Genomic DNA, 16,035 nt, shown 5'->3' with positions numbered 1-16,035 from the left:
TGAGACCGTTACACGCGGTCTCATTTTTTTATTGGCAATAACATTCTTGCCGTTTCAGGATAATCAGTAATAATCGCCGAAATATTCATATCAAAATATTTACGCATAAGCGTTTCTTCATTAATTGTATAAGGGCGAACCTCTACACCACTCTCCATCGTTAATTCAGCAACAGCATCTTGAAGATAACGATAATTAGGGTGCACTGCTGTAGCGCCCATTTTTTTCGCATACGCCCACGGACTATGCAAACCTTCGCGATATAAAATCGCTGTTTGAATATCAGGAGCCATCATATGACACCTTTTCATACTGTAGTGATTAAATGAAGAAAATATAACACGATCTTCTAGATTACATTTCCGTACAAGCGTTATAACTTCTTCCTCTAAACCTCTGTATGGAATTTTATTATTTTTCAGTTCAATATTAAGTAGCAACTCTGTTTTATCAATCCATTCTAACACCTCTTCTAAAAGAGGTATTTTACAAAAGCCTACTTTATCACCGAATTTATAGCTCGCATCTAATTTACATAAATCCTCATATAAATAATTACGAACCGCACCTTTTCCATTTGTTGTCCGGTCCACTGTTTCATCATGAATGACGACAACTTCTCCATCTTTCGTTAATTGAACATCAAGCTCAATTCCATCTGCTCTAAAAGATTCAGCTGCTTCAAATGAAATCATTGTATTTTCTGGGTACGTTCCCGCTGCACCACGATGTGCAAATATAAGAGTCATCCTCACTCCCCCAATCTTATGCTATACTATACGAAAAAGGAGGTACTTCTATGAGACCATTACAAATTTCTCCAGACACTGCAGTCCGCCTATCAAAAGCATTAGGTGTTCCACTTGAACAACTTATGCATATGCCGCAGCACATTCTAATTCAAAAGTTAGTTGAATTAGAAAAACAAAATAAAGACGAAGAATAATACAGTCCTGTTTTGCAGGGCTTTTTATTATTTTCTATTATATCACGGATGACTTCCCTACTAAAATCCTTTAACAGATGTACTACGATGCGATTTAGCCGTTCCTTCATCATTTAATAATGAATTACATCTTTTCTTTTTTGTTACACGTCATAAAGAAAGCAGACTATTTATTTATAAGTCCCATTGCGTCCTTAAGACACGATAATAAAAAAACTAGAAGCCCCTTATATTATTTTTTATTGAACGTGCGGAGTATCCCCTGATTCGTACAGTTCTTTCGCTTTTCCCTCCCCGAATGTAGTTAAAATATAATGTTGCTCTTCTGCCGCATCCATCGCTCTAGTCGCTTTACAAGTGCTACCTTCTTGGGTATCCGAGAAATAATTGTGATCTTCTACAATTTGACTAAAATCTTTTTTCGCCCATCTATCAGTAATCTCTAAAAGCTCATTTTTTTTCGCAAAGCCACTCTTATTTATGATATTTTTTAATTTTTCAGCATTATTTTGAATCATTGGAATGGATTCTGATTTTCGTTCTGCCACTACTTTTTGATGAGTCATATGATGCATCACTGTAATGACTTCGCTTTCAGTAGAATTTTCAGTAACATACACATCAACAAAGACTCCATCTACCTCTCTACCTACTATCGTTGGATCTTCTTTTTTATCTATTTGAGCATTCACTTCTTTATCTACTAGATTATCGGCAAGTTCTAACATTCCAAATGTAACTGCACCAGCAAGAACTCCCATAGCTGCTACTATTCCTAGCCAAGTTAATATTTTATTTTTCATTCCCCTTCTCCCTATCAATACCTATTTAATTATCTTATAAAAAAACTCACTTATATGTAATATTACTAAAAACAGGATTTATCTTCCATGATATCAAATGATCTCTTGTTCTCAATAAAATAAAAAGACCAACGAATTCTAAAATTCATTGGTCATTAAATAAAAAGTTCATTGGTTTTACATTTAATATCGAGTATAAATTTAAAGAATGATTAAGCTTTACTAAAACTTAAATCCCTTACTATCTTTACTCTCAGCTAGCCTTATGTTCAAGTCTAAGCTTATCCGCAACCATAGCGATGAACTCGGAATTCGTAGGTTTTGCTTTTGACATGGATACTGTATAACCGAATAAGGACGAAATAGAATCAATATTCCCACGACTCCATGCTACTTCAATTGCGTGACGGATTGCACGCTCGACGCGGCTTGCTGTTGTATTATATTTCTTCGCGATATCTGGATACAATACTTTCGTAATAGATCCAAGTAATTCGATATCATTGTACACCATAGAGATTGCTTCCCTTAAGTACATATACCCTTTAATATGAGCAGGTACACCGATTTCATGAATGATACTCGTAATGCTCGCGTCTAAGTTTTTCGGTTTTCCATCTATTGTAGTTGCTGAACGGAAAGATGGAAGTGGACGTTTAATGGTAGCGTTCGCCTTACCGCTCACTTGACGAATATGACTCGTTAAATTCTCCATATCAAATGGTTTTAATATGAAATATGAAGCACCTAAGTCAACTGCTTTTGTCGTCACATCTTCTTGTCCAAATGCTGTCAACATAATTACGCTAGGCTGTCTTAGCCTTTCAATATTTCGCATTTTCTCTAGTACAGCTAAACCATCTAAATGTGGCATAATAATGTCTAAAACAAGTACATCCGGCTGCTTATCATTTAATAAATTTAAACACTCTTGACCATTATAAGCAGTACCGATTACTTCCATATCATCTTGAGCAGCTACGTAACTCTCTAGCATTGATACTAATTCTTTATTATCATCCACAAGACAGACTTTAATTTTCTCCACAGCTTTTCCTCCCTTACCGAATCGATTCTCCGACATGTGTATCCTTCTAGGCTACATGAATTGTTCGACAATTGTGTGAAAATTCCCTTTTAAAGTTTGTTACTTTCCGATAAAATCACAAAAAAATATGTTTATCGTTCATTTATTCCCTTTCGCAACACATTCCATCATAGAAATACAACGAAACGTTCAACCCTTTTCTTTTATTTTACAACAAAAAACACCTCTTGCGGAGCTTTTACAAAATTTCAACGAATTTTTCAACAGAAAAGCGAGCTAATTAATAATTAGCTCGCTTTTCTTTCTTGTTCATAAATGTTAATTCCAGCCTCATGTAACATCCATTCAATATGAACACCATATCCTGATGTTGGATCATTTACAAATACATGTGTAACAGCACCAATTACTTTCCCGTTTTGTACAATTGGACTTCCGCTCATGCCTTGTACGATACCACCCGTTTTCGCTAATAAACGTTTGTCTGTTACTTTTATTACCATGCCTTTTGTAGCTGGAAACTTTTGCGGTACTGTACTTACAACTTCAATATCAAACGCTTCCACTTTATCTTTATCAATAACTGTTAATATTTTTGCCGGTCCCTCTTTTACTTGATGAGATAGTGCAATAGGCATCGCTTTATCCATTACGCCATTTGGTATATTTGTATTTAATTTCCCGAATATACCAAATGGACTATTTATTGTAATATTACCAATCACTTCACGATCTGGTGAGAACCTCGCTAATTTCTCTCCTGGATTCCCATGACTACCTCTTTCAATTGATGTAACTGTCGAACGCATAATTTGTCCATCTTCGACTTGAATCGGCTTTTTCGTATCGTTATCAGAAATGACATGTCCAAGTGCCCCATATTTCATAGAATCAGGATGAACAAATGTCATTGTTCCGATTCCAGCTGCCGAATCACGAATATATAAACCAATACGATAAGACGATTCTCCACTGTCTTTTTGTGGTGTTAACTTAGTGCGAATATGTTTTCCATCTCTTAACAAAACAAGATTAAGCGGTTCACCTGTTTCACCACTATTATGAATAAATGGTGCTACATCACTCATCCTTTCAATTGTTTTACCATTAATTTCAGTAATCATATCTCCAATTTGCACACCAGCTGTTTCACCAGGAGATACTTTCCCTTTTTCAGTTTGAATTAAATGATGGCCTACAACAAGTACCCCTTTTGTATTTAACTTCACACCAATTGATTGTCCACCTGGAATAACTTTAAAATCTTTCAATACTTTCACATTTACTTTTTTCACTGGAAAACCAGCAAGCTGAAACACCATATCTGCTTCACCATTTTGATGAGGATTTACCATAAGTCCTTGTTTTCGTTCATTGGAACTTACTGTAAACACATGACGATCTGTAGATGAAGCTTGAAAAACTGGTAATGAAGCTATTTCTGATTGTTGCCCTTCAAAAACAACAAGTTGCTTCGGGGATGAAATAAACGTCCGAAGCGGTTTAAAACACCCAATAAAAACTAAAGAAACAAGGAGACAAAGACCTATTATTTTGCGAAATCTTTCTAATCTCAATTTGTTCACTCTCCTCGCTCCTACCCCACATTCAGCCTCTTGGCTTCACTTTTTAATCTCTCCTTGCAGTGCTTTATTTATAACCGGAAGAATTAAGAAATCATTATTTGAGAAAAAAAGCTATCCATTACTGGATAGCCTCTGCTGTCTGTTTAAAATGATGCGCTTGCGTAAGTAATTCTTTCGCATGTTCTGTCGTTAAATCTGTAATTTCCACACCAGAAATCATTCGAGCTATTTCTGTTACTTTATCCTCCATAGTTAAAACGGTAACTGATGTAATTGTCCGATCATTCGCTACTTGTTTTCGAATAAATAAATGTGAATCCGCCATTGAAGCTACTTGAGGTAAGTGCGTAATACAAAGTACTTGCGAGTTTACTGATACTCGATAAATTTTTTCCGCAATAGCCTGTGCAACCCGACCACTTACACCAGTATCCACTTCATCAAAAATAACAGATGCAACACCTTGATGCTTAGAAAAAATGCTTTTTAAAGCTAAAATAATACGAGATAACTCTCCGCCAGAAGCGACCTTTGAAAGTGGTTTTAGCGGCTCACCTGGATTTGTTGAAATATAAAATTCCACATGATCGTAGCCATCCGCCGTAAGTCTTACCGGGGCACCCTCAACAAGAGGCTCTTCAGCATTTCCTTCTCTCTTCATGATTCTCACTTCAAATTTTGTTTTCTCCATATATAATTCTTTTAATTCCTGATGAATGGCATTTGTAAGATGCTCTGCAAGCTCATGACGCATATTACTTAACGACGTTGCTTCTTGCAGAATAACACTTTCTAATTCCTTTAATTGCTTCTTCGTCGTTTCAATATGAACGTCTTTATTTTCAATCGTAAAAATTTCTTGTTCAATTTTATCAGCATACGCTAAAATCTCTTCTACAGTATTTCCATATTTTCTCTTTAGCATACGAATTTCATTTAAACGCGTTTCAATTTCGTCTAAACGCTTCGGATCATATTCCATCATATCGAGCTTTTCTCTAAGTTGATATGCAACTTCTTCTAATAAGTAGTAGCTATTTGCAATTGAATCATGATTTTCTTGATAAACTTCATCTAAATGTGTAATACTCTCCATTTGTCCCATTGCGCTTCGTACATTATCTAACCCTTGTCCGTCAGCGCTTAATGAGCGATATGCATCGCCTAATGCTTTATAAATTTTTTCAAAATTAGAAATTCGCAATCGTTCTTCAGTTAATTCAATTTCTTCATCCATCTTTAAATCCGCCTTACTGATTTCTTCATGCTGGAATTGAATTAAATCTAAGCGATGCGCCATTTGTTGTTCATTTTCACTTAACGATTTTAACTGTTTTTTTAATTTCTCATAGTCAGCGTATACATTTTGATATATACCCAATTGTTTAACAATGCGATCTCCATCAAAATGATCAAGCATAAATAGATGACGCTCTTCATTCATTAAATCTTGTGTTTCGTGCTGCCCATGAATATCAACAAGTGTTTTTCCAATTTCCTTTAATATACTAAGGGTGACCAGTTTCCCATTTACACGACATACACTTTTTCCGTTTGCAGCGATATCACGCTTCAAAATAATCATGCCGTCTTCTATTTCTATATCCAACTCTTCTGCCTTTTCAATACACGGATGCTTATCATCTTCTACATAAAATAGCCCTTCTATCTCAGCTTTTTCTGTTCCGTATCGAACAAATTCCGCTGAACCACGGCCACCTACAAGTAAACTAATCGCATCAATAATAATCGATTTTCCGGCCCCTGTTTCACCACTTAAAACCGTTAACCCTTTTTGAAAAGAAATATTTAATGCCTCAATAATAGCAAAGTTTCTAATCGATAATTCCGATAACAATGCCCCATTCACCTCGTTATAAACTAATCCCCTATTAAGGGCTTTTCTCAGTTCTTCATTCAAATAGTCAAACTATATGTTTGTATGTATAAATTACTTTTCTAACCGCTCCATTGTACCAAACATTCGTTTTACGGGTCAATCCACCTATTTTCTAATTTTATTCAAAGAAAATATTATATTACAATTAAGAATTCACATTTTTAACCAATAAAAAAATCCTGTTCACTTTCCACTTTACAGAGGAAAGTAAACAAGATTTTTTTTACAACATATTTAAGAAACGATCAGAGACAACACCTGTATCTTCAGGTGTACGGCAAATAATTAAGCAAGTATCATCACCACAAATGGTTCCGATGATCTCATCCCACTCTAAATGATCAATAAGTGCTCCAAGTGAATGAGCGTTACCAGGCAGTGTTTTTAGCACAAGCATATGTCCTGCCGTGTCTAATTTTACAAATGAATCCACTAGATTGCGTTTTAATTTTTGTAACGGGTTAAATCGTTGATCTGCTGGCAAGCTATATTTATAGCGCCCATCATGTAATGGCACTTTCACTAAGTGCAGTTCTTTAATATCGCGCGATACTGTTGCTTGCGTTACATTAAATCCCTCATTACGTAAAATATCAACTAATTCATCTTGTGTTTCAATTTCTTTGTTCGCAATAATTTCCCTGATTTTAATATGGCGCTGACCTTTATTCATACATTTGCACCTCACACTATCTCTTACCATAGTTTAAACATTGGTATACTTCACTTATTTATGTTAACTTATAATTCGTTGCTTGTACACAATTGTTTTTACAATCATTATACAATTACAACAAAAAGAGGAACAACATATGTTATTCCCCTTTTCCTTTTTGTTTTAGGACATCATGCGCCTCTGTAACTACTTGCTCAACAGAAACTGGAGAATGATTTTCGCCATTCTCACGTTCACCATGCCATTTCAGATGAACTAAAAATTCAATATTACCATCCCCGCCCGTAATTGGTGAGAATGTTAAACCTTCTACGTCGTATCCTTCTTTTATAGCAAAGTCGACAATCATTTCTACGACAGCCTCATGTACTTTTCGATCACGAACGATACCTTTTTTCCCAACTTGCTCTCTTCCAGCTTCAAACTGTGGTTTAATTAACGCTGCTACATCCCCATTAGGCATAAGCATTGTTTTTAAAACCGGCAGTATAAGCTTTAATGATATAAATGAAACATCGATACTAGCAAATTGCGGTAAACCACGGTCTAAGTCTGCTGGTGTCACGTAACGGAAGTTTGTCCGTTCCATTACGACAACACGCTCATCTTGACGCAATTTCCACGCAAGTTGATTGTATCCTACATCTAATGCATAAGATAATTTCGCTCCGTTTTGAAGCGCACAATCTGTAAAGCCACCAGTTGATGAACCAATATCTATCATAACTTTATCTTGTAAATCCAGGTGAAATGTCTCTAATGCCTTTTCAAGTTTATAACCACCACGGCTTACATACGGCATAACTTGTCCCTTCACCGTAATCTCTGTATCTTGTGGGATCTTCTCTCCTGGCTTATCAAGTCTCATCTCATTCGCATATACAAGTCCGGCCATAACGGCGCGTTTTGCTTTCTCACGTGTTTCTATAAGCCCTCGCTCTACTAATAGTACATCTACTCTTTCTTTTTTTGCACTCATTTGTTACGCCCTTTTTTGTTTTGATGGAATCATTGTATGAATACGGTCTACAACAGCATCTGTCGTTAAACCAATTTCTTCTAATAATTTTGTTACACTACCGTGCTCTATGAAACGGTCTGGAATACCCATTCGTTCAATTAACGCACTATGGTACCCGTTCTCAGATGCAAATTCAACTACTCCCGTTCCAAAACCACCAATTAAACAAGCTTCTTCAATCGTTAAAATCGGTATATTTTTCCCTAAGAGATCATGTAAATATGCTTCATCCATCGGTTTAATAAAGCGAGCGTTCACTACTTTTACTGAAACTCCAGCCTTTTCAAGACGCTCAGCTGCTTCCATTGCCATTGGTATTGTCGTACCAAATGTTAAAATAGCCGCTTGTGTACCTTCTTTTAACGTTTCCCAAGTACCGATTGGAATCGCCTTTAATTCTTCATCCATATGAACACCAAGTCCATTACCGCGCGCATAACGTAATGCGATTGGTCCATCTTCATATTGCATCGCCGTATATACTAAATGTTGCCCTTCATTTTCATCTTTCGGCATCATAAGTACCATGTTCGGCAAATGACGTAAGAATGAGATGTCAAATACACCTTGATGCGTTTCACCATCTGCTCCTACTAAACCAGAGCGATCGATTCCGATGAAGACATTTAAATTTTGGCGGCATATATCATGAACAACTTGATCATATGCTCTTTGTAAAAATGTTGAATAAATCGCTAAGAATGGCTTCATTCCTTGCGTTGCCATACCCGCCGCCATTGTTGTAGCATGCTGTTCTGCAATACCTACATCAATCATACGATCGGGGAATTCTTTTTGGAATTTCTCAAGTTTCGATCCAACAGGCATTGCAGGTGTAATTGCAACGATACGCTCATCCGTTCTCGCTAGCTTAAGTACTGTATCACTAACAACAGCACTCCATGCTGGTGCAACTTCTTTCGGTTTAACGAAGTCACCTGATTCAATTTTATAAGGCCCTGTTCCATGCCAAGTTCCAATAACATCACTCTCAGCTGGTTTAAAACCTTTTCCTTTTTTCGTAATAACATGAACAAGCACTGGGCCTTTTGTTTTCTTTGCATATTGCAACGTTTCGAATAACTTTTCATAATCGTGCCCATCAACTGGACCTAAATATGTAAAGCCTAATTCTTCGAAAAAGACACCGGATACTAGTAAATATTTAAGACTATCTTTTATTTTCTCTGCTGTCGCAGCAACTTTCCCACCGACTGCTGGGATTTTCTTTAATATATACTCTAGTTCATCTTTTACCCAATGGTATTTCCCTGCGGTACGTAGACGTCCAAGTACATTATGAAGCGCACCAACGTTTGGTGCAATTGACATTTCATTATCATTCAAAATAACAATCATGTCCGTTTTTTCATGTCCAATATGGTTCAATGCCTCTAAAGCCATTCCGCCGGTTAGAGCACCATCTCCAATGATTGGTATAACATATTCTTTCGTTTTCTTTAAATCACGTGCTAGAGCCATTCCCATTGCAGCAGATAATGATGTCGAGCTATGGCCAGTTTCCCATACATCATGCTCACTCTCGCAACGTTTTGGGAAACCACATAGACCTTGATATTGCCTTAATGTACCGAATTCCTTTGCACGTCCTGTTAAAATTTTATGTACATAGGATTGATGTCCTACGTCCCATAAAAATTTATCTTTCGGACTATCAAATAATTTATGCAGAGCAATTGTGAGTTCTACTACACCTAAATTAGGTGCAATATGTCCACCTGTTTGAGAGAGCTCTTCAATTAAAAACTTACGAATATCCTCACTCAATCCCTCTAGTTCACCGATAGACATATCTTTCAAAAAACTAGGGTTTTGAATTTGCGTTAGATCCACATGGATCACTCACTTTCATTTCATAATCTGTCAACATGTCAAATATTATAAAAAACATTTACACAAAACAAGAAATTATCTTTTTTTTATTTTTCACCTTGTCCTGCAATTAACCAGTCTATTGCGCCCTAATCCTATTATAAACCATATTTCTTTAGGCGATGAAAAAAATAGCCGCTAACACGAAGTGATAACGGCAATGTAATCTACATATATTTTTGCCAATAACAAGAAAAGAAAAACCTTTTCCTACATTTATATCATAAAATGATGAATGACTCAACAAATGGAAACGCTGTTATATTAGTTATTACGTTTTGCAATCAAATCGCAAATAGATAGTAAATATTCATCTTGTAATTGCAAGGAACGAATAGCACCTTTTGCTTTTGCAATTGTTTCTTCTAAAATATCCTTTGCTCTATCTACAGTAAATAACGTCGTATATGTGCTCTTTTCGTTGGAAACATCACTACCAATCGGTTTTCCAATCTCTTCTTCGGTTCCTTCCACATCTAAAATATCATCTCGAATTTGGAAAGCTAGGCCGATATATTTTGCAAACGCAAGTAACTTTTCTTCTTGTTCTTCTGTGGCATCAGAAAGTATCGATCCTGCAAGTACAGCGAATTCAAGTAGTTTCCCAGTCTTATGCTTATGAATATACTCCAACTCATCAATCGTAAGCTGTTTCCCTTCAGCTTCCATATCTGCCACTTGTCCGCCAACCATTCCTTCTGGTCCTGCCGCTTTTGCAAGCTCAAGTACAAGTCTTACTTTTTTTTCAGCAGAGATTTCCTTTTGTTCATATGCCATAATAACTTGAAAAGCATACGTCAACAAACCATCGCCTGCTAAAACTGCCATCGCTTCACCAAATACTTTATGATTTGTGGGCTTACCTCTTCTTAAATCATCATCATCCATACAAGGTAAATCATCATGAACTAACGAGTATGTATGTATCATTTCAAGAGCACAAGCTGCACCTATTCCAAGATTTTTTTCTTTACCAAACGCTTGTAATGTCGCAAATAAAAGTAACGGGCGGAGACGCTTTCCACCCGCTTCCAAAGAATATGCCATCGCTTCACGAAGTACATTTGGACATTGTAATTCATTCGCATAGCTTACAAGCTTCTCTTCTACGAAAGTTTTACTTTCTTTCAAAAAAGTATCAAAAGCAATAGTCACTATGCTTCATCTCCTAAAGCAGTAAACGGTTCAAGCTCTCCATCTTCCCCAAGAATAACTGCCATTTGTTCTTGTACGTTCTTCAACTTCTCATCACAAAGCTTAGATAATTCCATACCCTCTTTAAAATAAGAAATTGCTTCTTCTAAAGGTACGTCACCTTGCTCTAGCTTAGAAACGAGGTGCTCAAGTTGCGAAATTGCCTCTTCAAAGCTTAATTTATTTTCCATTATTCAATTCACGCTCCTCTATGCCTGATACGCTACAATCTAGTATTCCATCTTGTAATTGAACTGAAACAGCATCTCCAAGGCTAACATCTTTCACACTTTTTAACACTTGCTTCTCTTCATCATATACAAGCCCGTACCCTCTCATCATTACTTTAAGCGGACTTAACGCTTCAAGTTTTTGAGCAGCTCTTACAAAGGCAAATTCTTTCGTTTGAAGTAATGTTTGCATTTCACGTTGCAATTGCTTTTGCAATGTTTCAACCGCTACCTTCGTTTGCATAATTTTTTGAGCTGGGTGGTGCTTCTCTAAATAAAATGAAAGCTGTTTTAACTGATTTACCTTTTTATCAATATAGCGCTCTTTCGCTAAAACAAGCTGTTCTAACGCTCTATCTAATTGCTCTTCTTTTTGCTCATATACTTGTCTTGGATAACGGAACGCATAAGATTTTTGCAATACTTGTAGTTTTTCTTCTTTTTTATGTACTAACTCTCTCATTGCTCTTTGCAATCTTAGAGTTCTTTGTAATACCTTTTCTTGTAACTCTATAATGTTAGGCGCTGCCAGCTCAGCTGCTGCAGTCGGTGTTGGCGCACGTAAATCGGCAACAAAATCCGCAATTGTAAAGTCCGTTTCATGGCCTACTGCCGAAATAATAGGGATCTCACTCTTAAAGATTGCCCTTGCTACCATTTCTTCATTGAAAGCCCATAACTCTTCAATAGAGCCTCCCCCTCGCCCAACGATTAGGACATCTATCTCTCCCATTTCATTCGCTGTACGAATCGCTTGTACAATTGAGGGAGCTGCTGACTCCCCCTGTACAAGTACCGGAAACACAATAACATTTCCAATTGGATAACGACGTTTAATCGTTGTTATAACATCACGAATCGCTGCCCCTGTTGGCGACGTAATCACACCTATTGTTTTAGCATAAGGAGGAATTGTTTTTTTATAAACTTGAGAAAACAAACCTTCTTCCTCTAAACGAACCTTTAATTGTTCGTAAGCTAAATGCAGGTTTCCGACTCCGTCAGGCTGCATGTCTTGAATATAAATTTGATAAGAACCACTCGCCTCGTAAACGGAAATTTTCCCTTTCACAAGTACCTTCATCCCATTTTCAGGTCTGAATTTAATATTACGATTATGACCCGCAAACATAACCGCTGCGATTCTTGCATTTTCATCTTTCAATGTAAAGTACATGTGGCCACGACTATGATTTTTAAAGTTGGAAATTTCACCTTTTAACCAAACAGACTGCAAATGCGGATCATATTCTATTTTTGTTTTTATATAGCGTGTTAACGCTGTAACGGTTAAATATTGTTTTTCCATTTCTCTCTCCTCATAGCCGACTCAAATTATTTACAAACGACACCTGCACGCTTAGCAGATTCAACAGTATTATGAAGAAGCATTGTGATCGTCATTGGACCAACACCCTTTGGCACAGGTGTAATGTAACCTGCAACATCTAACACGTTGTCAAAGTCAACATCACCACAAAGTTTACCGGTTTCTAAACGGTTCACACCAACGTCGATTACAACCGCTCCTTCTTTAATATAATCAGCTGTTACCATTTTAGGTCGTCCAACAGCTACGATTAAAATATCAGCTAACTTCGTTAACTCTTTCATATTTTGCGTTTTAGAATGACAATATGTTACAGTTGCATTTTCATTTAAGAACAATTGCCCCACTGGCTTGCCGACAATATTACTTCTTCCAATTACTACAACATGTTTTCCTGAGATATCAAGATTTGTTTCTTTTACTAATTCTACGATACCGTGCGGTGTACATGGAAGGAATGTATCTTGTCCCGTCATCATACGTCCCACGCTGATTGGGTGAAATCCATCTACATCTTTTTCTGGTGAAATTCTTTCAATGATAGCTTTTTCTTCAATATGTTTTGGTAAAGGTAATTGCACTAAAATGCCATTAATACGGTCATCGCCATTTAAGCGATCGATTTCAGTAAGCAAACGCTCCTCAGTAATTGTTTCAGGAAGTTCAATTAGCTCTGAATAGATTCCTACTTGTTCACAGCCCTTTTCTTTTCCTTTTACATAAGAACGAGATGCTGGATCTTCTCCAACTAGAATAACTGCTAATCCTGGTACAATCCCTTGCTCTTTCAACTTCACAACTTCTTCTGTTAATTGTGCTCGTTTTTTCTCCGCAACTTCATTTCCTTTGATGATTACTGCTACCATTTTAAGATTCCCCCTTAAAGAAATTACAGTGTATCTTTTATATTAGATAAAACGCCGTTAATAAAACGACGAGATTCCTCATCCCCAAATGTTTTAGCAATTTCAATCGCTTCGTTAATTGTTACGTTGTGTGGAATTTCTTCCATGTATTTCATTTCATACACAGCTACACGTAAAATACTGCGATCAACAATACTAATACGCTCCAGCTTCCATTTTTTTAAGTTTTGACGAATCGCTTCATCAATTACTTCTTTATTTTCTACAAAACCTACTACAAGTGATTCTAGAAAATCATTTGTTTCTTCACCTTCATCTAGCGTGTTTTCCACCGCTACTTTCGGTTCTAATTCACCTGTAATATCCATTTGGTATAATGCTTGCATAGCTCTTTCTCTAGCCGTCCTACGTTTCATTGTAACTCTCCTTTATGCTTCAAGTCTTTCCTTATGCTTTGTTATATTATTATAATTTATAAGCCGTCAATTCACTTACTCTTACAGTTTTCATTGATTTTCCAACCTTATAATACAATGATAATAACACAATTTATCGTTTCACACACGGGTTACAAGGCTGAAAAATAATAAAAAGATTAACTTCAAGTTCCATATCTTATCACAATGTACGTTTTTTGGAAAAACGAAACATCTTCTTTTTGATTTCTTATTTTTTGAAATAGTATAATAATTAGAGGGTTTTAATTTGTGAAGAAATGAAACGATAAAAAAGATGCCTATGTTACTAGGCACCTTTTTCATTCTTACACTGGTTCAATTTCTGTTTTTTGTGTTTCGAATGTTACGCCAACGATGTGAACATTCACTTCTTTTGGCTCAAGCCCTGTCATTGTAAAGAGTGCCTGGCGAATGTTGTCTTGAATCTTTTGTGCAACAACTGGAATTGCTACGCCAAAATACATTACAACATAAAGGTCAACGATAATATCTTCGTTTGCTAATTCAACCTTTACACCTTTACCATGATTTTTCTTACCTAACTTCTCAACAACATCTGTAGCAAAATTACCACGCATTGCCGCTACACCTTCTACTTCAGCAGCTGCAATACCTGCGATTACTTCAATTACTTCTGGTGCAATTTCTACTTTACCAAGAGTTGTATCTTGACCCATATCTAACATATGTTCAGCCATGAAAAAAAACCTCCTTTAATGTATCACTGCGTCACAAGTTCATGCTCTTCCAAAAACTTCGTATTAAACTCACCTTTTACAAAATCAGGATGATCTAGCAATTGCAAATGGAACGGGATTGTTGTATGTACGCCTTCAATGACAAACTCACTGAGTGCACGCTTCATTTTTGCAATTGCCTCTTCACGTGTTTTTCCGTGAACAATTAATTTAGCAACCATCGAATCATAGAAAGGTGGGATTGAATATCCCGGATATACAGCTGAATCGACGCGAATACCAAATCCGCCTGGTGGCAAGTACATTTCTACTTTACCTGGGGATGGCATGAATTTTTTGGCAGGGTTTTCCGCATTAATTCGGCATTCAATTGCCCAACCATTAAATTGTACTTCTTCTTGCTGTAACGATAACTTTTCTCCAGAAGCAACACGAATTTGTTCTTTAATTAAATCCATCCCTGTTACCATTTCAGTAACTGGATGCTCAACTTGAATTCTCGTATTCATCTCCATGAAATAAAAGCTTTTCGTTCTATATTCATAAATAAACTCAACCGTACCAGCACCTGTATAATCAACCGCTACCGCCGCTTTAACTGCCGCATCACCCATCTGCTTGCGAACATTTTCATCAAGTGCAGGTGATGGACTTTCTTCTAGTAGTTTTTGCAAGCGGCGCTGAATTGTACAATCACGCTCTCCTAAATGAATGGCATTTCCATGTGTATCTGCCATTATTTGAATCTCAACATGGCGGAAATCTTCAACGTACTTTTCTAAGTATACACCAGGGTTCCCAAAAGCGGTACTAGCTTCTTGCTGTGTAATTTGAATTCCTTTTACAAGCTCTTCTTCATGGCGTGCAACACGAATACCTTTTCCGCCGCCACCTGCAGTCGCTTTAATAATAACTGGATATCCAATTTGATTAGCAAGCTCGATCGCTTCTTCGGTATTTTTAATAATCCCTTGTGAACCTGGTACAATCGGAACCCCTGCTTCTTTCATTGTATCACGAGCAACGTCTTTTGTGCCCATCTTTGAAATAGCTTCTGGACTTGGACCGATAAAAATCAAGTTACATTCACGGCATAGCTCTGCAAAATCTGCATTCTCTGCTAAAAATCCGTATCCTGGATGAATAGCATCGCAGCCTGTTAACTTCGCAACACTAATAATGTTCGTCAAATTTAAATAGCTTTCTTTCGAAATCGTTGGTCCTACACAATACGCCTCATCAGCAATTTGTACGTGAAGTGACTCTTTATCTGCTTCTGAATAAATTGCGACTGTTTCAATATCCATTTCTTTACAAGCACGAATAATTCGTACAGCAATTTCCCCACGATTGGCTATTAATACTTTTTTTATCATCACAAAGACT

16 protein-coding genes are annotated in these 16,035 nt (G+C 36.7%); 1 reads left to right on the top strand and 15 read right to left on the bottom strand.

Annotated features, from left to right (window positions below):
• Window positions 1-20 precede the first annotated feature (20 nt).
• Window positions 21-749, bottom strand: a complete 729-nt coding sequence (locus QEP67_RS06520; protein WP_064459836.1) for a glycerophosphodiester phosphodiesterase — start codon at window positions 747-749, stop codon at window positions 21-23.
• A 50-nt stretch (window positions 750-799) separates the two neighbouring features.
• On the opposite strand from QEP67_RS06520, the gene QEP67_RS06515 reads away from it, so the two are divergent.
• Window positions 800-946, top strand: coding sequence for a YycC family protein (locus QEP67_RS06515; protein WP_001247671.1), 147 nt, complete (start codon window positions 800-802; stop codon window positions 944-946).
• 239 nt (window positions 947-1,185) lie between these two features.
• Here the strand turns inward: QEP67_RS06515 and QEP67_RS06510 are convergent, their stop codons facing one another.
• The 14 genes from QEP67_RS06510 to accC all read right to left on the bottom strand — a co-directional run bounded on the left by QEP67_RS06510 (window position 1,186) and on the right by accC (window position 16,025).
• Window positions 1,186-1,749, bottom strand: a complete 564-nt coding sequence (locus QEP67_RS06510; RefSeq protein ID WP_074651143.1) for a PRK06770 family protein — start codon at window positions 1,747-1,749, stop codon at window positions 1,186-1,188.
• 253 nt (window positions 1,750-2,002) lie between these two features.
• Window positions 2,003-2,797 (bottom strand): sporulation transcription factor Spo0A, encoded by a 795-nt coding sequence (gene spo0A / locus QEP67_RS06505; RefSeq protein WP_033658812.1) that lies wholly within the window; start codon window positions 2,795-2,797, stop codon window positions 2,003-2,005.
• Between the two features lie 287 nt (window positions 2,798-3,084).
• Complete coding sequence (gene spoIVB / locus QEP67_RS06500; RefSeq protein ID WP_002107735.1) at window positions 3,085-4,383, bottom strand: SpoIVB peptidase; 1,299 nt, start codon at window positions 4,381-4,383, stop codon at window positions 3,085-3,087.
• A 118-nt stretch (window positions 4,384-4,501) separates the two neighbouring features.
• Window positions 4,502-6,241, bottom strand: coding sequence for a DNA repair protein RecN (gene recN, locus QEP67_RS06495; RefSeq protein ID WP_000947735.1), 1,740 nt, complete (start codon window positions 6,239-6,241; stop codon window positions 4,502-4,504).
• 265 nt (window positions 6,242-6,506) lie between these two features.
• Window positions 6,507-6,956, bottom strand: coding sequence for an arginine repressor ArgR (gene argR, locus QEP67_RS06490; RefSeq protein ID WP_001032581.1), 450 nt, complete (start codon window positions 6,954-6,956; stop codon window positions 6,507-6,509).
• A 142-nt stretch (window positions 6,957-7,098) separates the two neighbouring features.
• A complete protein-coding gene (locus QEP67_RS06485; protein WP_001274750.1) occupies window positions 7,099-7,938 on the bottom strand; it encodes a TlyA family RNA methyltransferase in 840 nt (279 codons plus the stop codon).
• Between the two features lie 3 nt (window positions 7,939-7,941).
• A complete protein-coding gene (gene dxs, locus QEP67_RS06480; protein WP_000366437.1) occupies window positions 7,942-9,834 on the bottom strand; it encodes a 1-deoxy-D-xylulose-5-phosphate synthase in 1,893 nt (630 codons plus the stop codon).
• A gap of 303 nt (window positions 9,835-10,137) precedes the next feature.
• Complete coding sequence (ispA, locus tag QEP67_RS06475) at window positions 10,138-11,028, bottom strand: (2E,6E)-farnesyl diphosphate synthase (protein ID WP_000150358.1); 891 nt, start codon at window positions 11,026-11,028, stop codon at window positions 10,138-10,140.
• Window positions 11,028-11,258, bottom strand: a complete 231-nt coding sequence (xseB, locus tag QEP67_RS06470; protein WP_000428423.1) for an exodeoxyribonuclease VII small subunit — start codon at window positions 11,256-11,258, stop codon at window positions 11,028-11,030. Before xseB ends, ispA begins: the two co-directional genes overlap by 1 nt.
• Window positions 11,248-12,606 (bottom strand): exodeoxyribonuclease VII large subunit, encoded by a 1,359-nt coding sequence (xseA, locus tag QEP67_RS06465; protein WP_000415269.1) that lies wholly within the window; start codon window positions 12,604-12,606, stop codon window positions 11,248-11,250. Before xseA ends, xseB begins: the two co-directional genes overlap by 11 nt.
• Before the next feature lie 26 nt (window positions 12,607-12,632).
• Window positions 12,633-13,493 carry a bifunctional methylenetetrahydrofolate dehydrogenase/methenyltetrahydrofolate cyclohydrolase FolD gene (folD, locus tag QEP67_RS06460; protein WP_000226739.1) on the bottom strand — a complete coding sequence of 287 codons (861 nt, stop codon included), beginning with the start codon at window positions 13,491-13,493 and terminating at the stop codon, window positions 12,633-12,635.
• A gap of 23 nt (window positions 13,494-13,516) precedes the next feature.
• Window positions 13,517-13,909 (bottom strand): N utilization substance protein NusB, encoded by a 393-nt coding sequence (nusB, locus tag QEP67_RS06455; RefSeq protein WP_000830244.1) that lies wholly within the window; start codon window positions 13,907-13,909, stop codon window positions 13,517-13,519.
• Window positions 13,910-14,256: 347 nt separating this feature from the next.
• On the bottom strand, window positions 14,257-14,649 hold the full coding sequence (locus QEP67_RS06450; protein WP_000807630.1) for an Asp23/Gls24 family envelope stress response protein: 393 nt from the start codon (window positions 14,647-14,649) through the stop codon (window positions 14,257-14,259).
• Between the two features lie 23 nt (window positions 14,650-14,672).
• Complete coding sequence (gene accC, locus QEP67_RS06445; RefSeq protein WP_000592872.1) at window positions 14,673-16,025, bottom strand: acetyl-CoA carboxylase biotin carboxylase subunit; 1,353 nt, start codon at window positions 16,023-16,025, stop codon at window positions 14,673-14,675.
• Window positions 16,026-16,035 lie beyond the last annotated feature (10 nt).

The organism is Bacillus cereus group sp. MS39, from assembly GCF_040448665.1.
Taxonomy (GTDB): domain Bacteria; phylum Bacillota; class Bacilli; order Bacillales; family Bacillaceae_G; genus Bacillus_A; species Bacillus_A wiedmannii.
The sequence above is the reverse complement of the archived record's forward strand: the minus strand, read 5'-3'. Positions and strand labels throughout refer to the sequence as shown.

What these genes read in the sequence shown, in the direction of transcription:
- QEP67_RS06450 (WP_000807630.1), bottom strand. Translation starts at nt 14,649, where the DNA reads ATGGCTGAACATATGTTAGATATGGGTCAAGATACAACTCTTGGTAAA.
- nusB (WP_000830244.1), bottom strand. Translation starts at nt 13,909, where the DNA reads ATGAAACGTAGGACGGCTAGAGAAAGAGCTATGCAAGCATTATACCAA.
- argR (WP_001032581.1), bottom strand. Translation starts at nt 6,956, where the DNA reads ATGAATAAAGGTCAGCGCCATATTAAAATCAGGGAAATTATTGCGAAC.
- accC (WP_000592872.1), bottom strand. Translation starts at nt 16,025, where the DNA reads ATGATAAAAAAAGTATTAATAGCCAATCGTGGGGAAATTGCTGTACGA.
- xseB (WP_000428423.1), bottom strand. Translation starts at nt 11,258, where the DNA reads ATGGAAAATAAATTAAGCTTTGAAGAGGCAATTTCGCAACTTGAGCAC.
- QEP67_RS06520 (WP_064459836.1), bottom strand. Translation starts at nt 749, where the DNA reads ATGACTCTTATATTTGCACATCGTGGTGCAGCGGGAACGTACCCAGAA.
- QEP67_RS06515 (WP_001247671.1), top strand. Translation starts at nt 800, where the DNA reads ATGAGACCATTACAAATTTCTCCAGACACTGCAGTCCGCCTATCAAAA.
- xseA (WP_000415269.1), bottom strand. Translation starts at nt 12,606, where the DNA reads ATGGAAAAACAATATTTAACCGTTACAGCGTTAACACGCTATATAAAA.
- QEP67_RS06485 (WP_001274750.1), bottom strand. Translation starts at nt 7,938, where the DNA reads ATGAGTGCAAAAAAAGAAAGAGTAGATGTACTATTAGTAGAGCGAGGG.
- QEP67_RS06510 (WP_074651143.1), bottom strand. Translation starts at nt 1,749, where the DNA reads ATGAAAAATAAAATATTAACTTGGCTAGGAATAGTAGCAGCTATGGGA.
- folD (WP_000226739.1), bottom strand. Translation starts at nt 13,493, where the DNA reads ATGGTAGCAGTAATCATCAAAGGAAATGAAGTTGCGGAGAAAAAACGA.